The 25,072-nt window shown below is 41.1% G+C and carries 19 protein-coding genes; 15 read left to right on the top strand and 4 right to left on the bottom strand.

The window, feature by feature from the left end; genetic code table 11:
- The first annotated feature begins 211 nt into the window (after positions 1-211).
- The 7 genes from FC24_RS05320 (at position 212) to rpoC (ending at position 13,612) form a co-directional block, all read left to right on the top strand.
- A complete protein-coding gene (locus FC24_RS05320) occupies positions 212-553 on the top strand; it encodes a carboxymuconolactone decarboxylase family protein (protein WP_057873848.1) in 342 nt (113 codons plus the stop codon).
- A gap of 215 nt (positions 554-768) precedes the next feature.
- Positions 769-1,239: a CtsR family transcriptional regulator gene (locus FC24_RS05315; protein WP_057873847.1), complete on the top strand. Its 471-nt coding sequence runs from the start codon at positions 769-771 to the stop codon at positions 1,237-1,239.
- An 18-nt stretch (positions 1,240-1,257) separates the two neighbouring features.
- Positions 1,258-3,741, top strand: coding sequence for an ATP-dependent Clp protease ATP-binding subunit (locus tag FC24_RS05310; RefSeq protein ID WP_057873846.1), 2,484 nt, complete (start codon positions 1,258-1,260; stop codon positions 3,739-3,741).
- 161 nt (positions 3,742-3,902) lie between these two features.
- Complete coding sequence (locus FC24_RS05305) at positions 3,903-4,826, top strand: peptidase U32 family protein (protein WP_057873845.1); 924 nt, start codon at positions 3,903-3,905, stop codon at positions 4,824-4,826.
- Positions 4,826-6,055 (top strand): peptidase U32 family protein, encoded by a 1,230-nt coding sequence (locus tag FC24_RS05300; RefSeq protein ID WP_057873844.1) that lies wholly within the window; start codon positions 4,826-4,828, stop codon positions 6,053-6,055. Before FC24_RS05305 ends, FC24_RS05300 begins: the two co-directional genes overlap by 1 nt.
- Before the next feature lie 300 nt (positions 6,056-6,355).
- On the top strand, positions 6,356-9,952 hold the full coding sequence (gene rpoB, locus FC24_RS05295; RefSeq protein ID WP_338037830.1) for a DNA-directed RNA polymerase subunit beta: 3,597 nt from the start codon (positions 6,356-6,358) through the stop codon (positions 9,950-9,952).
- Between the two features lie 12 nt (positions 9,953-9,964).
- Positions 9,965-13,612 carry a DNA-directed RNA polymerase subunit beta' gene (gene rpoC / locus FC24_RS05290; protein ID WP_057873842.1) on the top strand — a complete coding sequence of 1,216 codons (3,648 nt, stop codon included), beginning with the start codon at positions 9,965-9,967 and terminating at the stop codon, positions 13,610-13,612.
- Between the two features lie 127 nt (positions 13,613-13,739).
- Here the strand turns inward: rpoC and FC24_RS05285 are convergent, their stop codons facing one another.
- A complete protein-coding gene (locus FC24_RS05285) occupies positions 13,740-14,699 on the bottom strand; it encodes a 2-hydroxyacid dehydrogenase family protein (protein ID WP_057873841.1) in 960 nt (319 codons plus the stop codon).
- A 130-nt stretch (positions 14,700-14,829) separates the two neighbouring features.
- On the opposite strand from FC24_RS05285, the gene FC24_RS05280 reads away from it, so the two are divergent.
- Positions 14,830-15,639, top strand: a complete 810-nt coding sequence (locus FC24_RS05280) for a Cof-type HAD-IIB family hydrolase (protein WP_057873840.1) — start codon at positions 14,830-14,832, stop codon at positions 15,637-15,639.
- 32 nt (positions 15,640-15,671) lie between these two features.
- Here the strand turns inward: FC24_RS05280 and FC24_RS05275 are convergent, their stop codons facing one another.
- On the bottom strand, positions 15,672-16,379 hold the full coding sequence (locus FC24_RS05275; protein ID WP_057873839.1) for a GntR family transcriptional regulator: 708 nt from the start codon (positions 16,377-16,379) through the stop codon (positions 15,672-15,674).
- A gap of 128 nt (positions 16,380-16,507) precedes the next feature.
- Between FC24_RS05275 and FC24_RS05270 the strand changes: the two genes are divergently transcribed.
- The 7 genes from FC24_RS05270 to FC24_RS05240 all read left to right on the top strand — a co-directional run bounded on the left by FC24_RS05270 (position 16,508) and on the right by FC24_RS05240 (position 22,795).
- Entirely contained in the window at positions 16,508-16,831 is a 324-nt protein-coding gene (locus FC24_RS05270; RefSeq protein ID WP_057873838.1) for a PTS sugar transporter subunit IIB, read from the top strand.
- A gap of 20 nt (positions 16,832-16,851) precedes the next feature.
- On the top strand, positions 16,852-17,187 hold the full coding sequence (locus tag FC24_RS05265; protein ID WP_057873837.1) for a PTS lactose/cellobiose transporter subunit IIA: 336 nt from the start codon (positions 16,852-16,854) through the stop codon (positions 17,185-17,187).
- Positions 17,188-17,199: 12 nt separating this feature from the next.
- Entirely contained in the window at positions 17,200-18,648 is a 1,449-nt protein-coding gene (locus FC24_RS05260) for a 6-phospho-beta-glucosidase (RefSeq protein ID WP_057873836.1), read from the top strand.
- Between the two features lie 177 nt (positions 18,649-18,825).
- Entirely contained in the window at positions 18,826-19,572 is a 747-nt protein-coding gene (locus FC24_RS05255) for a MurR/RpiR family transcriptional regulator (RefSeq protein WP_057873835.1), read from the top strand.
- A 220-nt stretch (positions 19,573-19,792) separates the two neighbouring features.
- Positions 19,793-21,118, top strand: coding sequence for a PTS cellobiose transporter subunit IIC (celB, locus tag FC24_RS05250; RefSeq protein ID WP_057873834.1), 1,326 nt, complete (start codon positions 19,793-19,795; stop codon positions 21,116-21,118).
- An 89-nt stretch (positions 21,119-21,207) separates the two neighbouring features.
- Entirely contained in the window at positions 21,208-21,675 is a 468-nt protein-coding gene (locus tag FC24_RS05245; protein WP_057873833.1) for a hypothetical protein, read from the top strand.
- 28 nt (positions 21,676-21,703) lie between these two features.
- Complete coding sequence (locus FC24_RS05240; protein ID WP_057873832.1) at positions 21,704-22,795, top strand: DUF871 domain-containing protein; 1,092 nt, start codon at positions 21,704-21,706, stop codon at positions 22,793-22,795.
- Positions 22,796-22,906: 111 nt separating this feature from the next.
- On the opposite strand, the gene FC24_RS05235 is transcribed toward FC24_RS05240, so the two are convergent.
- Together FC24_RS05235 and FC24_RS05230 are read right to left on the bottom strand one after the other, a co-directional pair.
- A complete protein-coding gene (locus tag FC24_RS05235) occupies positions 22,907-24,088 on the bottom strand; it encodes a GNAT family N-acetyltransferase (protein ID WP_057873831.1) in 1,182 nt (393 codons plus the stop codon).
- A 79-nt stretch (positions 24,089-24,167) separates the two neighbouring features.
- A complete protein-coding gene (locus FC24_RS05230) occupies positions 24,168-24,854 on the bottom strand; it encodes a prepilin peptidase (RefSeq protein WP_057873830.1) in 687 nt (228 codons plus the stop codon).
- Positions 24,855-25,072: the final 218 nt, after the last annotated feature.

Here is a 25,072-nt window from a genome sequence, read left to right as displayed (position 1 = left end):
AAATCTGCCATCAATAATAGATAAATCTATTACCAACAACAGATATTGTAGAGCCTTTATTTGCAAAATTTTTATGCGACTTGTCTTTAATTATAATCTAACGAAATTAAGAAAGTGATGAAACCTATGTGATAATTATCACATAAATGTTGTCTCTGATTCAGTTGCCGGTTATAATGTAAGCGTATTCTAAAAATAAGGAGTGTTTACTATGGCAACAGACTATAAAGCAAAACTAGCAGAATTGAACGAAAATAATAAAAAAGTGTTTAAAGCTGCAGGCGAAGCGGGTAATGGTTTTAAGAAGTTACATAGCGGCGCTATCGCTGCAGGTAGCATCGATACAAAAACAAAAGAATTAATGTCACTAGCAATTGGCATTGTAATCCGTTGTGAAGGGTGCATTATGTCACATACAAACAGTGCCATCAAAGCTGGTGCGACTCAAGAAGAAATCAATGAAACAGTACAAATTGCAATTTTAATGGGTGGTGGCCCAAGTACTGTTTATGGTGGCAAAGCATTAGCAGCTGCTGAACAATATTTCAATTAGTCGGCTAATCAGGACTAGATGCTAGTCACTATTAATGGCACAACTAACTTACTTAGTTAGTTGTGTTTTTTTGTACTAGTTTAAGTGCCCTTTTACTGCAATATTGTAGGGGTTGATTGCTTATCTGTTTAAAGAAAAACAACGGATTACTTTGCAATTACAATAATTTCATCTATAATAATAGTCAATATTAGTCAAAGTTAAGGGTGAAAAAGATGCAAGGGCGAAATATTTCTGATATTATTGAAGCCTATCTAAAGCAAATACTTGCAGAATCAGAACGTGTTGAAATTAAACGTTCTGAAATTGCAGCGCTGTTTAATTGTGTCCCTTCCCAGATTAATTATGTGATTAAAACCCGTTTTACCATTCAACGTGGTTATTTAGTCCAAAGCAAACGCGGTGGTGGCGGCTATATCCGGATCGAAAAGGTGAAATTACTTGATGACCGTGATATGCTGGATACAATGATCCAACTGATTGGTGAACAAATCAACCAGCGCGATGCATTAGCATTAGTTCAAAAACTGTATGATGATCGTATTATCGGGCGTAAAGAAGCTAATTTGATCTTGGCTGCTACAAGTCATGAAACATTAGCTGTTGCGGACCGAGAGTTTGAAGCACAACTACGAGCCCATATTTTGATTGGTATTTTGAATCATTTACGATACGAACGTGAGTAAGTAAAGTGAGGGACGTTTATGGACAATTTATTTACACCTAGTGCGAAAAATGTATTAGTTTTAGCACAAGAGCAAGCCAAGTATTTCCGGCATCATGCGGTTGGTACCGAGCACTTATTATTAGCGCTGATTCTGGAGACAGACGGGATTGCGGGTAAAACACTACGTCAGTTATCCATCACTGATACAGATATTCGTGAAGAAATTGAACGTTTTACTGGGTATGGCCACTCGCCGAAGGCACAAAGTGAGACGTATTTACCTTATGCGCCTAAAGCAAAACAAATTTTATCTTTTGCTGGTGATGAAGCTAAACGGATGGGTGCCATGAAAATTGGGACTGAACACATTTTGTTAGGCTTGTTACGCGAAGATGATATTTTAGCGGCTCGGATTTTAACTAATCTTGACTTAAGTTTAAGCAAAACCCGGCAGTTGGTCTTAAAAAAACTAGGCATTAGTGACACAGCCGCTAAGCGACGCAATATGTCTCGTGGCCGGCAAGCACAAGCTAAAGCTGGTACGCCAACGCTAGACTCGTTAGCACGTGATCTGACCCAGTTAGCGCGGGAAAATCAAATGGATCCGGTTGTTGGTCGTGATAAGGAAGTTCGTCGCTTAATTCAAGTACTGTCGCGGCGGACCAAGAATAATCCAGTTTTAATTGGTGAACCTGGTGTTGGGAAAACTGCTATAGCAGAAGGTTTAGCACAAAAAATTATCGCTGGTGATGTTCCTTCTGACATGGCTAAAAAACGCCTGATGATGCTAGATATGGGCTCATTAGTTGCAGGGACTAAGTACCGGGGTGAGTTTGAAGACCGTCTGAAAAAAGTAATTGATGAAATTTACAAAGATGGGCATGTCATTCTCTTTATTGATGAGTTGCATACTTTAATTGGCGCTGGTGGCGCTGAGGGTGCAATTGATGCTTCCAATATTTTGAAACCAGCGTTAGCTCGTGGAGAAATGCAAGTTATCGGTGCAACAACCTTAGATGAATACCAAAAGCACATTGAAAAAGATGCAGCTTTAGAGCGACGTTTTGCTACCATTCAGGTTAATGAGCCTTCTGAAAAAGAAGCAGAACAAATTTTGTTAGGTCTACGTAGCCGGTATGAAGAGCATCATGGTTTGACAATTACCGATGCTGCCATTCATGAGGCGGTTGTTTTATCGTCACGTTATATCAGTGATCGTTTTCTACCGGATAAGGCAATTGATTTAGTGGATGAATCAGCTGCTTCTGTGCGTTTAGATGCTGCTAGCGTCAAAACACCGGAAACAAAGATGGAAACTGAATTAAAACAACTGACTAAACAAAAAGAACAAGCAATTGATGCGCAAGACTTCGAAAAAGCTGCAAAATTGCGTGAAGATGAAATGAAAGTTAAGGATAAATTAGCTGCTAAAGCTGCTAAAGCACCTGCTAATGGTATCCGCAAAGATGTTAAGGTAACACCAGAAGACATTGCTGACGTTGTTTCGCAATGGACCGGGGTGCCTTTGACCCAATTACGTAAAAGTGAAACTGATCGGCTAGTTAATTTGGAAAAAGTGTTGCACCATCGAGTTGTAGGACAAAAAGAAGCTGTCTCGGCGGTTTCACGTGCAATTCGGCGGGCTCGTAGCGGCTTAAAAGATCCGCAACGTCCAATTGGTTCTTTTATGTTCTTGGGACCGACTGGTGTTGGGAAAACAGAATTGGCAAAAGCTTTAGCTGAAGCAATGTTTGGCTCCGAGGATAATATGATTCGGGTTGATATGTCCGAATACATGGAGAAATATTCTACCTCGCGGCTGGTGGGAGCACCGCCTGGCTATGTCGGCTACGACGAAGGTGGTCAGCTGACAGAAAAAGTGCGGCAAAAACCTTATTCAGTGGTTTTACTGGATGAAGTTGAAAAAGCACACCCAGATGTCTTTAACATTTTATTGCAGGTTTTGGATGACGGTTATTTAACTGATTCAAAGGGACGGCGTGTAGATTTCCGTAATACAATTTTAATTATGACCTCTAACTTAGGGGCAACAGCCTTGCGGGATGAAAAATCAGTCGGCTTTGGTGCTCAAGATGTTCAACAAGATTATACAACGATGCGCAGTCGCATTTTAGAAGAACTAAAGAAATCGTTCCGGCCTGAGTTTATTAACCGGATTGATGAAATTGTTGTTTTCCATTCTTTGACTAAACCGGAATTACATGAAATTGTTAAAATTATGTCCAAGAATGTATTGCAACGGCTTAAGGCGCAAAAAATCAACGTTAAAATTACGCCAGCAGCAGTTGATGTGATCGCTAAAGTTGGATTTGATCCTGAGTACGGGGCGCGACCGATTCGGCGAGCTTTACAACAAGAAGTTGAAGATCGGTTGAGTGAAGAATTGCTGACAGGCCACATTAAAATTGGGGATTCTGTCACGATTGGCGCACGTAAAGGTGAAATTACAGTTAAAGTACGTGAACCAAAACAAAATCCACATTCACCCGTTAAAGCTTAACGCAACGGTATAAGATTAAAATCGAGTAAGCAAATGAAATTTTGCTTACTCGATTTTCTTATTTTTAGCTGAAAGTGCCGTGCTAAAATGACATCACATTCATTTTTACCTAAAATTATGGTATTCTAAAATCACATTATGGTGAGAAAGAAGCGAATGTTTTGATTAACCTGATTGCAACTGCTGCGTCTTATCAGCAAGTAAAAGCACTGCTTGCTGCTGGTGCAGATACGATATATTTAGGGGAAGATCAGTTTGGTCTGCGTCTACCCCATAGTTTTAAGCCAGAAGCGCTGGCGCAGGTAGTTAAGCTGGTTCACCGCGCAGGGAAAAAAGTAACTGTTGCAGTTAATGCGCTAATGCACAATGATCGGATTAACTTAGTTGGAGATTATTTGAAATTTCTATCTAAGTTGAAAGTTGATCACATTATGGTCGGTGATCCTGGTGTGGTGTATATTTTGCACCAGTTAAAATTGCCATTAGCTTATATCTACGATAGTGAAGTATTGATGACTAGTGCCCGCCAGATTAATTTTTGGGCACAACAGGGTGCTAGCGGTGCTGTATTAGCCCGGGAGATTCCTTATGCGGAACTGGTTCAATTAGCGCCGGAGTTGCGGATTCCAGCAGAAGTGCAAGTATATGGTGCAACTTGCATTCATCAATCAGGGCGTCCGCTTGTGCATAATTATTTTGATTTTGTCAAGCAGCATCAAAATCGCTCTGATCGTAAACGTGGTCTATTTATTTCCGCACCACATAAGCCACAGACTCATTATTCAATTTATGAAGATATTAATGGCACCCATATTTTTGCAAACAATGATCTTAATTTAATCACTAAATTAGCACAGCTACAGGCATTAGGTTTAAACGATTGGAAACTAGATGGTTTATTTGCAGACGAAGCTGGTTTTGTTAAAATTGTTAGTCAGTTTGCACAGGCAAAAAAAGCACTGTTAACTGATCAATGGTCTTCTGAATTAGCTGCCACATTGTCTGAACAGGTTAATGCTCATCAGCCAGCTAACCGAGGTTTAGATACTGGTTTTTATACAATAGAACCAAGTGAGGTGCGATAATGAGAACAATTAAAAATAAACCAGAAATTTTAGCGCCAGCGGGAACCTTGGAAAAATTAAAAGTTGCCATTAATTATGGTGCTGATGCTGTTTATATTGGTGGGGAAGCTTACGGTTTACGCTCCCGTGCGGGTAATTTTTCTTTTGACCAAATGAAACAAGGCGTGGCTTATGCGAATGCGCACCATGCTAAAATTTACGTTGCAGCTAACATTGTTGCACACGAAGGCGATGTTGCTGGCGCTGGTGCATTTTTCCGTAAGTTACGTGACATCGGTATCAGTGCAGTGATTGTCTCTGATCCATCCTTAATTGAAATTGCCATTACGCAAGCGCCAGGGTTACCAGTGCATCTATCAACACAAGCATCAACCACTAATTACGCAGCCCTTAATTTTTGGCAGCAGGTTGGCTTAGAACGTGTTGTTTTAGCGCGAGAGGTTGGTATTGCTGAAATTAAAGAGATGCGGCGGCACACCAATGTTCAATTGGAAGCATTCATTCATGGTGCGATGTGTATCGGCTATTCAGGTCGCTGTGTTTTGTCCAATCATTTGTCTTTACGCGATGCTAATCGGGGCGGTTGCGCACAGAACTGCCGTTGGAAATACGACTTATTCGAAATGCCGCACCCAGGAGTTAAGCAATCTCAATTGAAAAATGGTGAAGCTTTTTCAATGAGTGCAGTGGATTTAGCGATGATTCAGCATATTCCCGATTTGGTCGAAGCTGGCGTCAATAGTTTTAAAATTGAAGGACGGATGAAATCGATTCACTATGTGTCAACGGTTGCTAATGTTTACCGGCAGGCGGTGGATAGTTACTGCGCTGATCCAGATCATTATGTATTGAAGCCTGAATGGGTGGATGAATTGTGGAAAGTCGCTCAGCGGGAAATGTCCACTGGCTTTTATTATGGGACACCGACGGCAGATGATGAATTGTTTGGCAAGCGTCGTAAACGGCCGCATTACAGCTTTGTAGGTGAAGTGCTCGGTTATGATGAACAGCGTCATTTAGCAATTATCCAGCAGCGGAATAATTTTGGCGTGGGTGACCAGATTGAATTTTATGGGCCGCACTTCACTCATAGTCAACAGAAAGTCACCCGCTTGTGGGATCGAGACAACGATATCTTGTACCGAGCACCGGATGCCATGATGATTTGTAAAGTCCCAGTCACTCACCCGGTTAAAGCTGGTGACATGATAAGAAAGCAACGTGTTTAGAACTAACAACAGTTGGGTTGACAAAAATCGTTGTGGCGTGTAGTATTAGAAGTTGCTAAAAACTGTGAAATAGTCTAGCCTGCGATCTATTGTCCGTAGGCGGCATGAATAGAAAAACAAAAGTAGTCGACAAAATTTTGCGAGATGGCGTCCTATTTTTGGTTTTTTTTTGCCGCAAAACAGTTCAAATCAGCAAATGTTATCTAAACTTAATTTTTGTAATCAAATTGTAATATTGCTTAGTTTAGATGTCATTGTTATTTGCAGAGTTTGCTAGACACTGCAGAATTTATAGAAGGAGTGAACAAATTGGCAGGCCATTTGGTTAAATACGGTAAACACCGTACTCGTCGCAGTTATTCACGAATTAAAGAAGTATTGGATCTTCCAAATTTAATTGAGATTCAAACTAATTCGTATAACTGGTTTTTAGATGAAGGCTTAAAAGAAATGTTCAACGATATCATGCCAATTGATGATTTCGCTGGTAATTTGTCCTTAGAATTTGTTGATTATGAATTGTTAGAGCCTAAGTATACGGTTGAAGAGGCGCGGCAACACGATGCTAACTATTCTGCCCCATTACACGTTACGTTACGGTTGACCAATCATCAAACAGGCGAAATCAAATCACAAAATGTCTTTTTCGGTGATTTCCCGCTGATGACTGACCAAGGGACATTTATTATCAATGGTGCAGAACGGGTGATTGTTTCGCAGTTAGTTCGTTCTCCTGGCGTTTATTACAACAGCCAGTTAGATAAAAATGGTCGGACAATTTACGGCGCAACAGTTATTCCTAACCGTGGTGCTTGGTTAGAGCTTGAAACAGATGCGAAAAATATTTCTTATGTTCGGATTGATCGGACCCGTAAAATTCCGTTGACGGAGTTAATCCGTGCTTTAGGGTTTGGCTCTGATGATGACATTATCGGGATGTTAGGTCATAACGAAAGCTTGATGCTGACTTTAGAAAAAGATGTGCATAAAAATGCGGATGATTCCCGAGTTGAAGAATCATTAAAGGATATTTATGAACGGTTGCGGCCTGGTGAACCTAAAACAGCAGATAGTTCACGTAGCTTATTAAACGCACGTTTCTTTGATCCTAAGCGCTATGATTTAGCACCAGTTGGTCGTTATAAGATGAACAAGAAATTATCGTTGAAGACCCGTTTACTCAACCAAACGTTAGCTGAAACATTAGCTGACCCAGATACTGGCGAAGTGATTGCACAAAAAGGTGACGTTGTTGACCGGCAAATCATGGAAAAATTAAGTCCTTATTTGGATCGTGAAGATTTCATGACTACCACTTATACACCGTCTGATGAAGCAGCAGTTACAGAACCGATGATTTTACAGACGATTAAAGTACAGTCTAAGAAGAACCCAGAAGAAATTGTCCCAATTATCGGTAACGGCCACATCGAATTAAGTTGGAAGCACATTCGGCCAGCGGACATCATTGCATCGATGAATTACTTCTTGAACTTACAAGATGGCATTGGTTCAACTGATGATATCGACCATTTAGGTAACCGGCGGATTCGTTCGGTTGGTGAATTGTTGCAAAACCAATTTCGAATTGGCTTGTCCCGGATGGAACGGGTTGTCCGCGAACGGATGTCCATTCAAGATACTAGTACGGTGACACCACAACAATTGATCAATATTCGGCCAGTGGTTGCCTCAATTAAAGAATTCTTTGGTTCTTCGCAGTTATCACAATTTATGGACCAAACTAATCCACTGGGTGAATTAACGCATAAACGGCGTTTATCAGCCTTAGGGCCAGGCGGTTTAACTCGTGATCGAGCAAGTTATGAAGTTCGGGATGTGCACTATACGCATTATGGCCGGATGTGCCCGATTGAAACACCTGAAGGACCTAACATTGGGTTGATTAACAGTTTGGCAACTTATGCGGTGGTCAATAAATATGGTTTTATCGAAACACCTTACCGGCGGGTTGATTGGAATACCCACAAAGTAACGGATAAGATTGATTATTTAACTGCCGATGAAGAAGATAATTACGTTGTTGCCCAAGCTAACTCACCATTAAATGAAGATGGTTCTTTTGTTGATGATACCGTTTTGGCGCGGCGTGAAGAAGATAACATGGAAATTTCAACTGACCGGGTTGACTACATGGACGTTTCACCTAAACAGGTTGTTTCAGTTGCGACAGCTTGCATTCCGTTCTTGGAAAATGATGACTCTAACCGGGCATTGATGGGGGCCAACATGCAGCGGCAGGCAGTGCCGTTGATTAACCCACATGCGCCTTTAGTTGGAACTGGGATGGAGTACAAAGCTGCTCATGACTCTGGTTCTGCGTTAGTTGCTAAGCATGCGGGAACAGTTGACTATGTCGATGCAAAACAAATTCGTATCCGGCGTGAAGATGGCACATTAGACAAGTATCAATTGATGAAATTTCAACGTTCTAATTCAGGTAAAAGCTATAACCAGCGGCCGATCGTTAAATTAGGCGATCAAGTTGATGCTAACGAAATCTTAGCGGATGGACCAGCGATGGAAAATGGCGAATTAGCTTTAGGTCAAAATCCAATTATCGCTTTTATGACTTGGAATATGTATAACTATGAAGATGCGATTGTGTTATCTGAAAAATTAGTTCGTGATGATGCGTACACTTCAATTCACATTGAAGAATATGAATCAGAAGCACGAGATACTAAATTAGGACCGGAAGAAATCACCCGTGAAATTCCAAATGTCGGGGAAGATGCATTAAAAGACCTTGATGAATTTGGTATTGTCCGGATCGGCGCTGAAGTTCGTGACGGCGATTTATTAGTCGGCAAAGTAACGCCTAAAGGGGTCACTGAATTGTCGGCAGAAGAACGACTACTGCACGCTATCTTTGGTGAAAAAGCACGTGAAGTCCGGGATACATCTTTACGCGTACCGCATGGTGGCGGTGGTATCATCCAAGACGTCAAAATCTTCACTCGTGAAGACGGTGATGAACTGTCACCTGGTGTTAACATGATGGTTCGGGTTTACATTGCTCAGAAACGTAAAATCCAAGTCGGTGATAAAATGGCCGGCCGTCACGGTAACAAAGGGACAGTTTCCATTGTGGTACCTGAAGAAGACATGCCTTACTTGCCGGATGGCACACCAGTTGATATCTGCTTGAGTCCGATGGGTGTTCCTTCCCGGATGAATATTGGTCAGGTGATCGAATTACACTTAGGGATGGCTGCCCGTAACTTAGGTATTCATGTTGCCACACCTGTTTTTGATGGGGCACAAGACCAAGATATCTGGCATGCCGTTAAGGAAGCCAACATGGACGATGACGCAAAGTCAATTCTTTATGACGGGCGTACCGGAGAGCCGTTTGCAAACCGGATTTCCGTTGGTGTTATGTATTACATGAAATTAGCCCACATGGTTGATGATAAGATGCATGCACGGGCAATTGGACCGTATTCATTAGTCACTCAGCAGCCGCTAGGTGGTAAAGCACAGTTTGGTGGCCAGCGTTTTGGTGAAATGGAAGTTTGGGCCCTTGAAGCTTATGGTGCAGCGTACACCTTGCAAGAAATTTTGACTTATAAATCTGATGATGTGGTTGGCCGGGTTAAAACCTACGAATCAATCGTTAAAGGTGAGTCGATTCCAAAACCAGGTGTTCCTGAATCTTTCCGTGTACTGGTTAAAGAATTGCAATCGCTAGGCTTAGACATGAAAGTACTAGATGCTGACAAAAAAGAAATTGAATTACGTGATATGGATGACGAAGACGATGATGGCATGAATGTTGATGCTTTAAGTAAATTCGCCAAAGAGCAAGAAGAACAAAAGGCTAAAAAGGCAGCCGAAGAAGCAGCAAATGCCAGTAACGACGAAAATAAATAGGAGGTCAGCTAAGTGATAGATGTCAATAAATTTGAGAGCATGCAAATTGGACTTGCATCTCCTGATAAAATACGTAGTTGGTCGTATGGTGAAGTTAAAAAGCCAGAAACGATTAACTACCGGACATTAAAGCCTGAACGCGATGGCTTATTCGATGAGCGGATCTTTGGGCCGACCAAAGATTGGGAATGTGCCTGCGGTAAATATAAACGGATTCGTTATAAAGGCATTGTCTGTGACCGGTGTGGCGTTGAAGTTACTCGTTCAAAAGTACGGCGTGAACGGATGGGTCACATTGAATTAGCAGCTCCTGTTTCTCATATCTGGTACTTTAAAGGGATTCCAAGCCGGATGGGTTTGGTATTAGACATGAGTCCCCGTGCGTTAGAAGAAATCATTTATTTTGCTTCTTACGTTGTCATCGATCCTGGTGATACAGTACTAGAAAGAAAACAGTTATTAACTGAACGTGAATATCGTGAAAAGTATGAACAGTACGGTCATAAATTTAAGGCTAAGATGGGTGCTGAAGCAATCAAAGAATTGCTCGATGATGTTGATCTCGATAAAGAAGTTAGTGAACTGAAAGAAACATTGAAGAGCGCACAAGGCCAAAAACGGACACGTGCTATCCGGCGATTAGATATTCTGGATGCTTTCCGGCAATCTGGTAACCAACCTAGTTGGATGGTAATGGATGCTATTCCGGTTATCCCACCGGATTTGCGGCCTATGGTTCAATTGGAAGGTGGCCGTTTTGCCACATCTGATCTAAACGACTTATATCGCCGGGTTATCAACCGGAACAATCGGTTGAAACGGCTATTAGACCTTAATGCACCAAATATTATTGTGCAAAACGAAAAACGGATGTTACAAGAAGCTGTCGATGCACTGATCGATAATGGCCGGCGGGGCCGTCCTGTAACTGGACCCGGAAATCGACCACTAAAGTCACTTTCCCACATGTTAAAGGGGAAGCAAGGTCGTTTCCGGCAGAACTTACTGGGTAAACGAGTGGACTACTCTGGTCGTTCAGTTATCGATGTTGGCCCAACTTTGAAATTTTATCAGTGTGGTTTACCGCGTGATATGGCCCTTGAATTGTTCAAGCCTTTCGTAATGCATGAATTAGTTAAGCGCGAGTTAGCGTCTAATGTTAAAAATGCCAAACGTAAAATTGACCGGCGTGATGAAGACATCTGGGATGTTTTAGAAGATGTTATCAAAGAACACCCTGTTTTATTGAACCGGGCGCCAACATTGCACCGTTTAGGGATTCAAGCTTTTGAACCTGTTTTAGTTGATGGCAAATCCATTCGACTACATCCATTAGCTTGCGAAGCCTACAACGCCGACTTTGATGGGGACCAGATGGCCATTCATGTTCCGCTATCAGATGAAGCACAAGCAGAAGCACGGATGTTGATGCTTGCTGCCCACCATATCTTAGCGCCTAAAGATGGTAAGCCAATTGCAACTCCTTCACAGGATGTGGTTTTAGGTAATTACTTCTTGACCACAGAAGAAAAAGGCGCTATTGGTGAAGGTATGATCTTTAAGGACAGTAATGAAGTGCTAATGGCTTTGCAAAATGGTTATGTTCAGCGGCACACACGGATTGGCTTAGCTACTGATTCGTTATCTGACAAGCCATTTACAGATGCACAACGGCATAAAATTATGTTAACTTCTGTTGGTAAAGTGATGTTTAATGAGATTTTGCCAAAGAACTTTGTCTATTTGAATGAACCAACCAATGGAAACTTAATGTCTGGTATTGATGATCAATTCTTTGCTGATCCGGCAACGGATATTAAAGCATTGTTCAAAGATCGTGATTTGATTAAGCCTTTTGATAAAGGTTTCTTAGCGGACATTATCGCGCAAGTCTTCAATATTTACCGGGTAACGGAAACGTCAGAGTTACTAGACCGGATGAAGACATTAGGCTACACGCAAGCCACATTGTCTGGTATTACAGTTGGTGTTGCCGACGTTAAAGACTTACCAGAAAAACCAGCGTTAGTTGCTGATGCGCATAAGCAAGTTGCAACAATTACAAAACAATTCCGGCGTGGGCTGATTACGGATGATGAACGTTATCAACGTGTTATCGGTGTTTGGAACGGTGTTAAGGATCAGATCCAGAAACGGCTGATGGATAACATGCCAGCGAATAACCCAATCTTCATGATGAGTGATTCCGGTGCTCGTGGTAATGTATCTAACTTTACGCAGTTAGCCGGAATGCGTGGCTTGATGGCTGCGCCGAACGGCCAAATCATGGAATTACCTGTTATCTCTAACTTCCGGGAAGGCTTATCTGTCATGGAAATGTTTATTTCGACCCATGGTGCCCGGAAAGGGATGACCGATACAGCTTTGAAGACTGCTAACTCTGGCTACCTTACACGGCGTTTAGTCGATGTTGCCCAAGATGTTATTGTTCGGGAAGAAGACTGTGGCACTGATCGTGGCTTGACCATTTCCGCAATTACTGAAGGCAATGAGGTCATTGAACCATTGTATGATCGCCTATTAGGTCGGTACACCATGAAATCAGTGGTTAATCCGAAAACCGGTAAAGAAATTGTGGGTAAGAACGTGATGATTGATGATGCCATTGCACAGCAAATTGTTGATGCTGGGATTAAATCAGTGACGATCCGCTCTGTCTTTACTTGCAACACGCAACATGGGGTCTGCAAATATTGCTATGGCCGTAACTTGGCAACTGGCGAAACTGTCGAAGTTGGTGAAGCAGTTGGAACAGTCGCTGCACAATCAATTGGTGAACCTGGTACTCAGTTAACAATGCGGACTTTCCATACCGGTGGTGTTGCCGGTGGTGATATTACCCAAGGGTTGCCACGTGTCCAAGAAATTATGGAAGCACGTAATCCTAAAGGGTTAGCCACAATTACTGAAGTAACTGGTGAGATTAGTGCGATTGAAGAAAATCCAGCTGACCACACTAAGGACATTACCGTTCAAGGTGAAACAGATACTCGGACTTATAGCGTGCCATTCACTGCGCGGATTAAAGTGCAAGAAGGCGACTACGTTCACCGTGGTGATCCGTTGACTGGTGGTTCTATTGATCCAAAACAATTATTAAAAGTGCGGGATCGCCTGTCTACTGAAACTTACATGTTAAGTGAAATTCAGCGTGTTTACCGGTCGCAAGGGGTTGAAGTGGCAGATAAGCATATGGAAGTCATGGTTCGGCAAATGTTGCGTAAAGTTCGGATCATGGATCCAGGCGATACAGATATCTTGCCAGGAACGTTGTTGGATATTGCCGATTTCAAGCGGCGTAATTATAAGACGCTAATTGCCGGTGGTATTCCAGCAACTTCGCGGCCAGTTCTATTGGGGATCACAAAGGCAGCGTTGGAGACTAATAGTTTCTTATCTGCTGCATCTTTCCAAGAAACCACACGTGTCTTAACCGATGCTGCAATTCGTGGTAAGAATGATCCATTATTAGGCTTAAAGGAAAATGTCATTATTGGAAAAACAATCCCTGCAGGGACAGGGATGGCGAAGTACCGGCACATGGAACCTAAGAGTGTTGGTGCAGTTTCGAAAAATGTTTATTCAATCAGTGACGTTGAAAAACAAATGGCCAACCATGATCAACAATCGGATGACTAAACGAAGTTGATTCGGATTAGTCAAAAAGCACGGCAGTATTAGCTGCCGTGCTTTTTTTATTTGCTATTCAAACGATTTCATCCGTGATAAAATTGAATTTTGCCTCTAAATTGTGATTGGTGTATGCTTAATTAATAATGTGCAGTGCTGTTTGGCCATTTAATACTTTTACAGCATTGTCAGCGACAATTTTGGCCATTGCATCTCGTGCTTCAAACGAAGCGTTACCAATGTGTGGCGTTAAAATGACATTGCTTAGTGTTTTGAATTCTGGGGCAACCTTAGGTTCGGCTTCATAAACATCTAATGCCGCACCAGCGATTTCTTTATTTTGCAATGCTGTTAGTAAAGCAGCTTCGTTGATGACCGGTCCCCGGGCACAGTTAATCAAAAAAGCGCTGTGTTTCATTTTAGCTAATTCGGCCGCGTCAATTAAATGATGGGTTGCTGGTGTTAAAGGGCAATGTAAGGTGATCACGTCGGATTGAGTCAGTAACTCGTCCAATGATTTGTACTCAGCAGCATACTGCGCTTCTACTGCAGGCGCAGCTTGGTGCCGTTGGGTGTAAATGATTTTCATGTTGAACGCATGTAACCGCTGCGCAACACCCTTACCAATACTGCCTAAACCGACAATTCCTAAAGTTTTGCCAGCTAGCTCATGGCCTAAAAAGAACAGGGGTGCCCAGCCATCAAAACCGACAGTGTGCATTGTCCGATCGCCTTCAACAATGCGGCGCAACAAAGCGATGACCAAACCACTGGCAATTTCAGCCGTGGCAGTTGAGGACACCGCTGGTGTATTGGTGACGTCAATGTTGTGCTGCCGTGCATATTTCACGTCAATGTTGTTAAAACCAGCACCAAAATTTGCAATGAGCTTTAAATTTGGCGCCGCAGCGATCACTTCTTGGTCAACTTGTGTGGACAGTGGTGTAATCAAAACTTGACAGTTCTGCATGTGTGCAATTAATTGTGCTTTAGTGATGAGTCCAGTGCCTGAAAAAACGTCATAATCGATATTGGCTACTTCGAGTAACTGGCCAGCAATTTGCGGTAATTTTGCAGAGAGATAAACTTTTGCCATGTTATGGCCTCCTTATCGTGGGTTACTGCAAGTCTATAAGCTCATTATAATGAAGCCGCTTACTGAGTGCAATAACCAGCACGATAAAGTGATGACAGAAAATGATACTTGTAATAAAGGAGTACGCGAAATGATTTCTCTAATTGGAACTGATTTGGACGGGACGTTATTTAACGACCATAGTCAAATTTCATTGGCAAATCAGCAGGCATTACGCCAAGCCAGTGCACAAGGAATTCAACTGGCTATTTGTTCCGGGCGGACGTTGCCAACTGTTGCCGCTTTATTTGAGCAAACATTAAAAGTCCCTGGATACCGTGTTTGTTTAAATGGTGCCGTTATCTATGATCCACAAAATCAGTTATTGCAAAAAACGGCATTGCCACCACAACAATTACTTGTTGCTTTTCAACTTGCAAAACGCTGGCGAGTACGTTTATGTATTTGTGGCTTAGAAAAAATTTGGGTTTACCAGCCAGATCTATTATCTGGGAAAGCGGCTGCTATTAAAGCTCCGCGGCTAACTTTACACTCTGAGGCACAGTTGAAAACATTAATTGAGCAAGGCAATAAATTTTATAAATTCACGTTTAACTTGATTCACTTTAATTTCACTGGTATTAGACAAGCTGTTAAAGCAGCAGGTCAGCTACCATTGCATTTTGTACGTTCTGGACGTTATTTTTATGAAGCGACAGCGCCTGGTGTACACAAAAGTGCTGCCTTAGCGTTGATTGCAGCGCACGCAAATCTTGATATGGCTAACTTTATGTGTTTTGGCGACTATGAAAATGATTATGAAATGATTCGCGATGTCGGCTATGGCGTCGCGATGGGGAATGCTTTACCCCGAATTAAACAAGTTGCGTGGCGACAGACAATTGACCATGATCAAGATGGGGTGGCCAAAATTTTACGGAAGACAGCAATTGCAAATTAATGTAAACAGTTATGCTAGTCTATTTTTGCTAGCTAGTTACTAGTCAAATTGGCAGAATGAAAATAAAAGTTAAGTCCCGGATAGACATAATGGGTGGTTGAAAAATTAAATAAAATGTTATTGCCGTAAAAGTTCATTTGGCTCATGGTTAAAACCGGCGTTTCAGTAGGTAATTTTAATAAGTCAGCTTGATCAGCGGCTAATTTTTCAAGAGAAATGTAGTCTTCACTATTATTGGCACTGATGCCGTAATTTTCCCTTAAAAAAGAAAAAATTGAGTGGCGGACACTATCAGCTGATAAAAATGGCACTTCAGAACGTAGATAATGAGCGTGTTCTAAACAGTAGGGAATGCCGTTTAGGTAACGTAATCGGATCACGCGATAAAGTTCGCTATCAGTGGCGATTCCTACCCGTTTTGCCATTGCGGCATCAGCTTTAATTTTATCGAAAGTGACCACTTTTGACACTAGCTGGCTATCTTCTGAATGTAAAGGCTGGCCAGCGCCGACAGATAAATTGATGACGGTTTTATGGGTCAAACTAATGTCGTTAACGAAATAGCCACTACCTTGAACTCGGCGTAATAATCCTTTTTGGTAGACTAAATCGATTGCTTTACGGATGGTATTGCGACTTACATTGTAGCGCGCCATCAGTTGCACTTCAGTCGGTAATTTTTTAGTAAAGGTGCCATCGTTGATCGCCTTAGTAATATCATCAGCAATATCATGGTACACTAAAAATTCCCCCTTTAATTAATTGAATGGTACTTGTCAAATTGGTACCTACGAGTTATACTTTCATTGTAATGAAAGCGGTTAAGATGTCAACCGCAACTTCTATTATAACCTAAAGGAGAATGAATATGGCTGAAAAAACAATTATGTTAGTTTGTGCAGCGGGGATGTCAACTAGTTTATTAGTTTCAAAAATGCAAAAGGCGGCAGCAGCAGATAAAATTGACATTGAAATCTTTGCAACTTCAGCTTCTGATGCAGATAACGAATTAGATAAAAAACATCCTGATGTTTTAATGCTTGGCCCGCAAGTCCGTTATATGTTAAAAAACTTTCAGGATCGTTTAGAGATTCCAGTGGAAGTCATTAACATGCAGGACTATGGCATGATGAATGGTGAAAAAGTTTTGCAAGCGGCATTAGCGTTAATTAAAAAAACTGATGCAGATTAGTTGTTAAAAGGAGATTGATTATGGCAGAGACCGAAAAAGACGATAATTTACAAACTGTAATGGGCTTAATTGTAAACGGTGGCAATGCGAAAAGTTCAGCATTTGAAGCGATTGATGCGGCTAAAAAAGGTGATTTTAAAACTGCAGATGCAAAATTAGCGGAAGCAGATCAATTTTTAGTTGATGCGCATAATGCACAAACGGATATGCTAACAGCTGAAGCAAATGGGAAGCATGCTAAGGTTACATTACTGATGGTCCATTCACAAGATCACATTATGAATGCGATTACGTTTCGTGACCTAGCTGGTGAAATTGTTGCTTTGTATAAACGATTGGACCAAACAAAAGATTAATGGAGGGTTAATATGACGGATGGAATTGCAATGCCTAAAGGTTTTCTTTGGGGCGGTGCCGTTGCGGCTCATCAGCTTGAAGGTGGCTGGCAAGAAGGTGGTAAAGGCGTTAGCATCGCTGACGTGATGACTGCTGGTGCCAATGGCGTGGCACGCCGCGTCACGGATGGCATTAAGCAAGGTGAGATCTACCCTAATCATTGGGGAATTGATTTTTACCACCGCTATCCAGAAGATATCAAATTATTTGCTGAAATGGGTATGACTTGTTTCCGGACTTCCATTGCGTGGACGCGAATTTTTCCAAATGGTGATGAAACGGAGCCTAATGAAGCTGGCCTAAAATTTTATGATGACTTATTTGCCGAATGTTTGAAGAATGGAATTCAGCCAGTTGTAACATTATCCCATTTTGAAATGCCCTATCATTTAGTGAAAGCTTATGGTGGCTGGCGCAATCGTAAGCTAATTGATTTCTTTTTACGGTTTGCTAAAGTTTGCTTTAAACGTTACCGGCATCAAGTTAAATATTGGATGACATTTAATGAAATTAACAACCAAGCAAATTGGCGCGATCCCCATCCCCTACTGCAAAATTCTGGTTTGCAGTTAACTGACGCAGATGATTGGGAAAGTGCAATGTATCAAGCAGCTCACTATGAGATGGTGGCTAGTGCTTTAGCGGTTAAACTTGGCCATGAAATTAACCCAGATTTTCAGATTGGCGCCATGATTGCGATGTGTCCAGTCTATCCGCTGACAGCTAAGCCCGCTGATGTTATGATGGCTGAACGTGCAATGCAAACACGCTACTATTATGGTGATGTACAAGCTTTAGGCCATTATCCAGCTTGGTTATTGAATTATTGGCAACGTAAGGGTTTTGACATCGACATTACAACGGCTGATAAAGCAATTTTACAAGCAGGAACAGTTGATTATGTCGGTTTTAGTTATTACATGTCTTTTGCAACTAAAGCCCGTGCTGATAATCCAAATTATGTTTACGATGAGCAACACGCTTTAGTCAATAATCCATATGTTGAAAAATCTGACTGGGGCTGGCAAATTGACCCTATTGGACTACGTTATAGTATGAACTGGATGACTGACCGGTGGCACAAACCATTATTCATCGTTGAAAATGGGTTTGGTGCTCATGATAAAGTTACGGCAGATGGCCATATTCATGATGATTATCGGATTAAATATTTCCATGACCACATTTTGCAAATGGAAAAAGCCGTGGCTTTAGATGGTGTCGATTTAATTGGTTATACACCATGGGGGCACATCGATTTAATTTCAGCTAGTACTGGTGAAATGGCTAAACGCTATGGCTTTATTTATGTCGATCAAGATGATCAAGGTCATGGCACTTTAGCGCGTTCTCGCAAGGATTCTTTCTATTGGTTTAAACAGGTAATTGCCTCAAATGGGGCTGATCTAAAAATGAACTAGGTCACTGAAAACGTATATTAAATGGTTTAGTGCGCTAAGCGGGGCGGTGAACTGTTTGGTATGCGTTTTTTTAAAAATTGGCACCAATATGTGGAATTTGTTCCTACCTATTAAAAAATATGATAAACTTAATTTAACCTGATTTGTTTAGCCTTTTATGTGGGAAAGGGTGCTGACATGTTTTCTTACCAACAAATTCGTTCGTTAAATCAATTAGAAATGACTGTTTATAAATTTATTATCAGTCATCCTAATGACATTGAAAATTTGACCATCCGACAAATGGCCCAACAAAGTCATGTGTCGGCTACCACAATTTTACGCTTCTTAAAAAAAGTAGGTTACAGTGGGTTTTCAGAATTTAAATTTGCCGTCAAGCAAGAACATAAGCAAGAAGCACAACAACCTGTAGCACAAAATTTAACACCCATAAAACAGTTCTTTGCCCAGCTTAGTGACCAACATTTCAATGAGCAAATTGAGCGTGCATCAGCAATGGCAGCAGCTGCTGAAACGACCATCTTTTTTGGCTTGGGAATTAGTGGTAGCTTGGCGCAATATGGTGGTCGTTTATTTTCAAATTATGGGATCTACTCTTTGGCTTTAGCGGATCCTTTTCGCACCATTCCAGTAGTCAATCGGGATTTTCATGACATTTTATTGGTTTTGTTGTCAGTGTCTGGAGAAACTGAAGGTGTCTTGCGGCAAGCACGTTTTTATAAAGAGCACGGTGCTAGTACATTGGCAATTACGGCTGATGCTTATTCGACAGTGGCCCAATTAGTTGATTTTGATATTGCCTATAACATTCCTCAGTCACATAATAAAGTAGATCGTTTTACTACACAGTTACCAGTTGTCTTTTTACTTGAACAAATTGCGGGGTTAACTTATCAAAAAATCACCGCACACCCTGCGACTTAGCTTTGGAATATGTTCCAGTTATAAAACATATTTTTTTGTACAGTACATTTTCTTATTCATGTGAAAACGATATACAAGCTTAATCTTTGGTGGTACATTTATCTTTGTTGAAAGCGTATCCATATTTGCTTCAACAAATACTTGGTTTGTAGTCATTCATTATGTTTTAGGTAAACTGCTATTTATTAAAACTACAAGCCAAAATATAGGGGGCTTTGTTGTGAGTGAGAAAAAGTCGAGCTTTGTAAATGATAAGTTGATTCCGCTGACTGGTAAGATTGCGGCATCTCGTCATTTAGTGGCTTTGCGTGATGGTTTTGCACTAGTTATGCCACTGATCATCATTGGTTCTGTTTTTATGATCATTTCTCAATTTCCGATTCCAGCTTATTTGGATTGGATGACATCTATTTTTGGACCTAATTGGGCAACCATTGTCAGTTGGGCAACTAATGCGACCTTTGCCATCATTGGCATGGTGGCAGTAGTGGGGATTTCATACCGGTTAGCACAATCGTACCGGGATGTAGATCCGTTATCTGCTAGCATTATCTCCTTAGGTGCATTTATGTTAACGATTCCGTTAAAAGTGGATAGTGCTGGTGCCGCTTGGGTTCCTTTAACACAATTAGGGGCACAAGGTTTGTTTGAAGCATTGCTGATTGGCTTGTTTATCACTGATTTATATGTTTGGATGATCCACAAAAATTGGCAATTTCACATGCCAGATACTGTTCCACCAGCGGTTGGTAATGCATTTTCTGCTTTAATTCCAGGCTTTTTGATTATCTTATTGGTTTGGGCAATCCGTTTAGGTATCAGCTTTACTTTCTTTAAAACCATCCCGAATGTCATTACGGTGATTTTAACTAAGCCGCTGACAGCAGTTGGTGGTTCCATCTGGGGTGCATTAGTTGCCGAGTTCTTTGTTTCTTTCTTGTGGCTATTTGGTATTCATGGGGCTAATGTTGTTGGTGGTATTATGGCACCAATTTGGTTAGGTCAAATGGGTGAAAATGCGGCAGCTGTTAAAGCACATAAAGAAATTCCTAACATTGTTAACCAACAATTTGTTGATAACTTCGTTCATGCGGGGGCTTCTGGCCAGACGATTTCGCTAGCTTTAATGATGATGTTTTTAGCTAAATCAGCTAACTTGAAAGCCATTGGTAAACTATCTGGGGTACCTGCACTATTTAACATTAACGAACCAATCATGTTTGGGTTGCCAATTGTATTAAACCCGATTATGGCGATTCCGTTCATCATCGTACCGTTAATTTCAGTGGTTGTAACGTATTATTCCATGAAATTTGGTTTGGTTGCTAAAACGATTGGGGTTGCCGTGCCTTGGACAACACCGCCGATTATTTCTGGTTATCTGGCAACTGGACATATTTCGGGTTCAATTGTTCAAGTGGTTAACTTCTTTGTGGGTGCTGCTATCTATTATCCATTCTTTAGATTTGCTGATCGGCAAGCTTTGCGGAAAGAAGCAAAAATTGCCGCTGAAGAAGCAGCTGATAGCAAGACAGCAACCGATTAGGAGGTAAAAAATCTGCCGGTTATGGGCAGATTTTTTTATTAAAGTTAGTGATTACAATGATTTGAAATGGTCAACAAGGAGGTGTTGTTATGAGTAAGCACAAAAAGAATAAAGCAAACAGTCCTCGAGTAGAAGCTGCGGCGCAGAAGAATGCAGCAAAAATTGTGAACCGGATGCACGAACAGCAAAAATCAATTGCGGCATTACCCAAATGGGCACATGATTTGGCTTATCACCGTTTTGGCTGGAGTGAGTTTATTTCATTTATACCACTAATCATCATTACTTTGACATCACCATTATTATCAGACCGTGTACCACTAGGAGATGGCCTGGTGGTCAATAAAAATGCGCTATACATTATTCCGTTTGCAAGCTTGTTGATTTCAGCTGGCTGTTATTTTAATATCAAAATTAGGCGTAAAGGCGAACATGTCCCTGATATTAAGCATTTTGCAAGCAATGAATTATTTACTTTATTTGCTAATGTATTGGTGGTTGTAATTTGTTCGGCAGTGATTGTTTATCAACTATACCGCGCATTTACCGCGGGGTAATTTTGGCATAGAGAAAGGGAGTTATACTTTGAGACGTCTTGGCATTTCAATTTATCCGGCACGTTCAACTTTTGAGCAAGATCAGGCATATTTAGACTTGGCACACCAGTATGGTTATTCACGTGTGTTCACCTCACTTTTAGAGATTAATGGTGATCAAACTGCTGTCATTAAACGCTTTAAACAGGTGATTGCTTATGCTAACACGCTAGGCTTTAAGGTGATCATCGATATGAACCCGAGATTGTTTAAACAGTTAGGTGTTTCCTATGATGATTTACATTTTTTTGATCAGCTAGGCGTTTGGGGAATTCGTCTGGATGAAGGCTTTACTGGCATGGAAGAGGCACGGATGACGCGTAATCCTTACGGGTTAAAAATCGAGATCAATATGAGTGCTGGTACTCATTATTTAGATAATATCATGACTTATTCACCGCAAAGAGACAACTTGTTAGGGTGCCACAATTTTTATCCGCAACGTTATACTGGCTTAGGTACACCGTTTTTAATAAAATGGTCGCGATTGTTTAGAAAATATGGCTTGCATACCGCTGCATTTGTCAATGCACCAACGGCTACTTTTGGCCCTTGGCCAGTCCAAGATGGTTTACCAACCTTAGAACAGGATCGTGACTTGCCAATTGCCGCGCAAGTCAAACATCTGCTATTAACCGATTTAATTGATGATGTTATTATTGGGAATGCTTACGCAAAGGAAGAAGATTTAAAGGCTGCGGCAGAAGCTTTCTTTGCTAAGCGACCTAGTTTAAATGTAATTTTAAATCAGGAAACAACCGTTTTAGAACGGCAAGCTATCCTTGAAAATGTGCATTTATACCGGGGTGATTATTCAGAATATGTTTTGCGTGATACACAAACACGTGTAAAATACCGGGATGAAGATTTTAGTGCACACGATAATCATGGCACGATTAAAGCAGGTGATCTTATTATTGTCAATAATGATTACGGTCAATATAAAGGCGAACTGCAAATTGCACGTTGTGAATTTGCTAATGACGGGCGGCGTAACGTTGTGGGTCATTTAGCACCAGCAGAAGCCTTTTTGCTGGCTTATTTGCAACCTTGGAGTACCTTTGAATTAAAACGGGCGTAATTGTCCATTTAGAAAATGAACAGACTGCTTATAAAAGCCGACGCAATTCAAGTGAATTGCGTCGGCTTTTATTAGTTGAGCATTTAAGAGTTTGATTTATACTAAAACGATTTAAAAATAATCCCACAATTGTGGCCGTGTATGTGGTAAAACAGCATCTAATGCTGTTAATGCTTCGATGGTACCCGTTAATTGGCCATAGTGTGCCAAAGTGGCGCCCGTTTGAACGCCGAATAAGAGTTTGGTTAAAGTTTGAATGTCCGTTTGAATTTGTCTTGCTTTTTGAACATTAGCAGAGTCAATTTTAGCAAATGTGACTTGCCCCTCAGTGAGTTGTAGTTGCCAAGTACCATTATTTGCGGCTAAAATTGGGTCTGTTACAGTCAAAGTTAGCGGTGCTAAGTGTTTTTGTGTAAAAGGATAAGCTTGAATAAATTGCTTTAAATTAACAATACGTGCCATCATGTAAGGTTGGAGCTGAGTGGTGGCCAAACTTGGCTCTGGTAGTAAGTCCAATAAATTATGGTCGTCGGCACTAACAAATAAGAAGCGTTGATAACTACTTTGATGGCGACGAATAAATTGCATTAAGGTTTGATAGCCGGTGGCATCAGAAACTTGGCATTCATGGCTGGTAAAGGTGGTCGCCTGCCGGGAATAAATTAAGTAACCGATTAGCTGTTTTTGTTGATTGTAAGCACGCGCAACTTCCCAATCGGGATGCTTTTGGGTTAGATAATCCCACCACCATGTTGGACGTACTAGAGCACCAGAGCGTGATTGTGCTTTTTGCTGATAATAAGGCATTATTTCTGGCAATGCTGCTGCCAAGCTGCTGCGCTTCACCTGAAAGTTAGCGCTTTTAATTTTTGGCAGATCACGGCCGGGTAGTGAATATTGCAGATGGTTAAAAGTATGTTCATAGCCAAAACGCCGGTAATAACGGTAGGCAAAAGGTGCTAAATAAGACAATGTAATTTGTTGTTGATACATGTTTTCTAATGCAGTTGTCAATAACTTACCAGCATTACCGTGACCGCGACTTTCTGGTGCACTCATGACATCGCCAATACCGTTCATTTGGTAGCTAGTACCATGGAAATAGACTTGTAATGGGATGCTTAGCAAACCGCTGGTCAATTGCTTTGCTTGATAAATCCCATAGGCTTGGGCATGCTTGAATCTAGTGGTGAAAAATTGGCGCCGGTAAGGTGAATCTTGTTTGTTAAATGCATATAAATAAAGCTGATAGAAATCAGTTAAATTTGCTTGTGTTAAACGGTCGACTACCATGGAAAAACTCCTAACTTTGGAATGCTTTAACTATTTTCATTGTAGCATAGCAGTCTGCAGTAGCTAGTCTTTAGTTTGACTAAAAGCACAGTTTGCTGCCGATTTCCCACCACCAAACGGCTAAGCTTAAATAAGGGATGAAAGCAATTTTGTGCTGCTGAAAGATGGGAAAGCTTACAAGTGCTAACAGACAAGCTATTAATAGGTAGTTAATGACGTCAACATTAGCTAATAAAGCTAAACCAGCTAATAATTCCACATCGCCACTGCCCAGGCCTTTAGAGCAATAGGCAAAAGCAGCAAAAATCAATCCCGTTACAATGGCAGTGATGTAATACAACTGTGGTGCTTTTAAACTAGCTAATAGTAATAACCATGGCCAAAACAAAATTGGTAGTAACACTTGATGCTGGATATCAATTAAACTAAATAAAAACAATCCGCTGAATAGGCAACTCGTAAAAATCAACTGTTCCGCAGATTTAGCAGCGGCCCAAAGCGAAACGCTGATCAATCCACCACTGATTTCAGCAAAAAAACAAATGCGCGGAATTGCGCTTTGACAATAGTAACAACGTCCTTTTAGGCTGGGATAACTCAGTAATGGTAATAATTGCCACCACGATAAGGGATGGTGACAGTTTGCACACCGAGAACGTGGTGCTAAAATGGATTGCCGCTCAGGCAGGCGTTGCGCACAAACTAATAAGCCAGAAGCCAAACTAGCACCGAATAAAAAAATGAGTAGATAACTTAGTAATAGCATATTTTCCTCCTAAGAAAATTAATGGTCACTAATTTAAATTTACGCAACTCGCTTACTTTATTTTTAATCCTGTGTTGACACTCATAAAATAGCATGGTATTCTAACAAAGGTGCTTTTTGTCGAACAGTTTACCATCTAAATGATGGTCATGCTGGCTGTGAGCGATAGCACATTGATTTCTAGATGTGTTTTCACTCTTTTTTTATTGCGTATATTT

This window comes from Loigolactobacillus rennini DSM 20253 (assembly GCF_001436505.1).
In the GTDB taxonomy this organism is placed as follows: Bacteria; Bacillota; Bacilli; order Lactobacillales; family Lactobacillaceae; genus Loigolactobacillus; species Loigolactobacillus rennini.
The sequence above is the reverse complement of the archived record's forward strand: the minus strand, read 5'-3'. Positions and strand labels throughout refer to the sequence as shown.

Coding starts and splice junctions, on each gene's coding strand:
- FC24_RS05320 (WP_057873848.1), top strand. CDS start 212: ATGGCAACAGACTATAAAGCAAAACTAGCAGAATTGAACGAAAATAAT.
- FC24_RS05260 (WP_057873836.1), top strand. CDS start 17,200: ATGACGGATGGAATTGCAATGCCTAAAGGTTTTCTTTGGGGCGGTGCC.
- FC24_RS05245 (WP_057873833.1), top strand. CDS start 21,208: ATGAGTAAGCACAAAAAGAATAAAGCAAACAGTCCTCGAGTAGAAGCT.
- FC24_RS05315 (WP_057873847.1), top strand. CDS start 769: ATGCAAGGGCGAAATATTTCTGATATTATTGAAGCCTATCTAAAGCAA.
- FC24_RS05300 (WP_057873844.1), top strand. CDS start 4,826: ATGAGAACAATTAAAAATAAACCAGAAATTTTAGCGCCAGCGGGAACC.
- FC24_RS05280 (WP_057873840.1), top strand. CDS start 14,830: ATGATTTCTCTAATTGGAACTGATTTGGACGGGACGTTATTTAACGAC.
- FC24_RS05255 (WP_057873835.1), top strand. CDS start 18,826: ATGTTTTCTTACCAACAAATTCGTTCGTTAAATCAATTAGAAATGACT.
- FC24_RS05310 (WP_057873846.1), top strand. CDS start 1,258: ATGGACAATTTATTTACACCTAGTGCGAAAAATGTATTAGTTTTAGCA.
- FC24_RS05230 (WP_057873830.1), bottom strand. CDS start 24,854: ATGCTATTACTAAGTTATCTACTCATTTTTTTATTCGGTGCTAGTTTG.
- FC24_RS05270 (WP_057873838.1), top strand. CDS start 16,508: ATGGCTGAAAAAACAATTATGTTAGTTTGTGCAGCGGGGATGTCAACT.
- FC24_RS05265 (WP_057873837.1), top strand. CDS start 16,852: ATGGCAGAGACCGAAAAAGACGATAATTTACAAACTGTAATGGGCTTA.
- FC24_RS05285 (WP_057873841.1), bottom strand. CDS start 14,699: ATGGCAAAAGTTTATCTCTCTGCAAAATTACCGCAAATTGCTGGCCAG.
- FC24_RS05235 (WP_057873831.1), bottom strand. CDS start 24,088: ATGGTAGTCGACCGTTTAACACAAGCAAATTTAACTGATTTCTATCAG.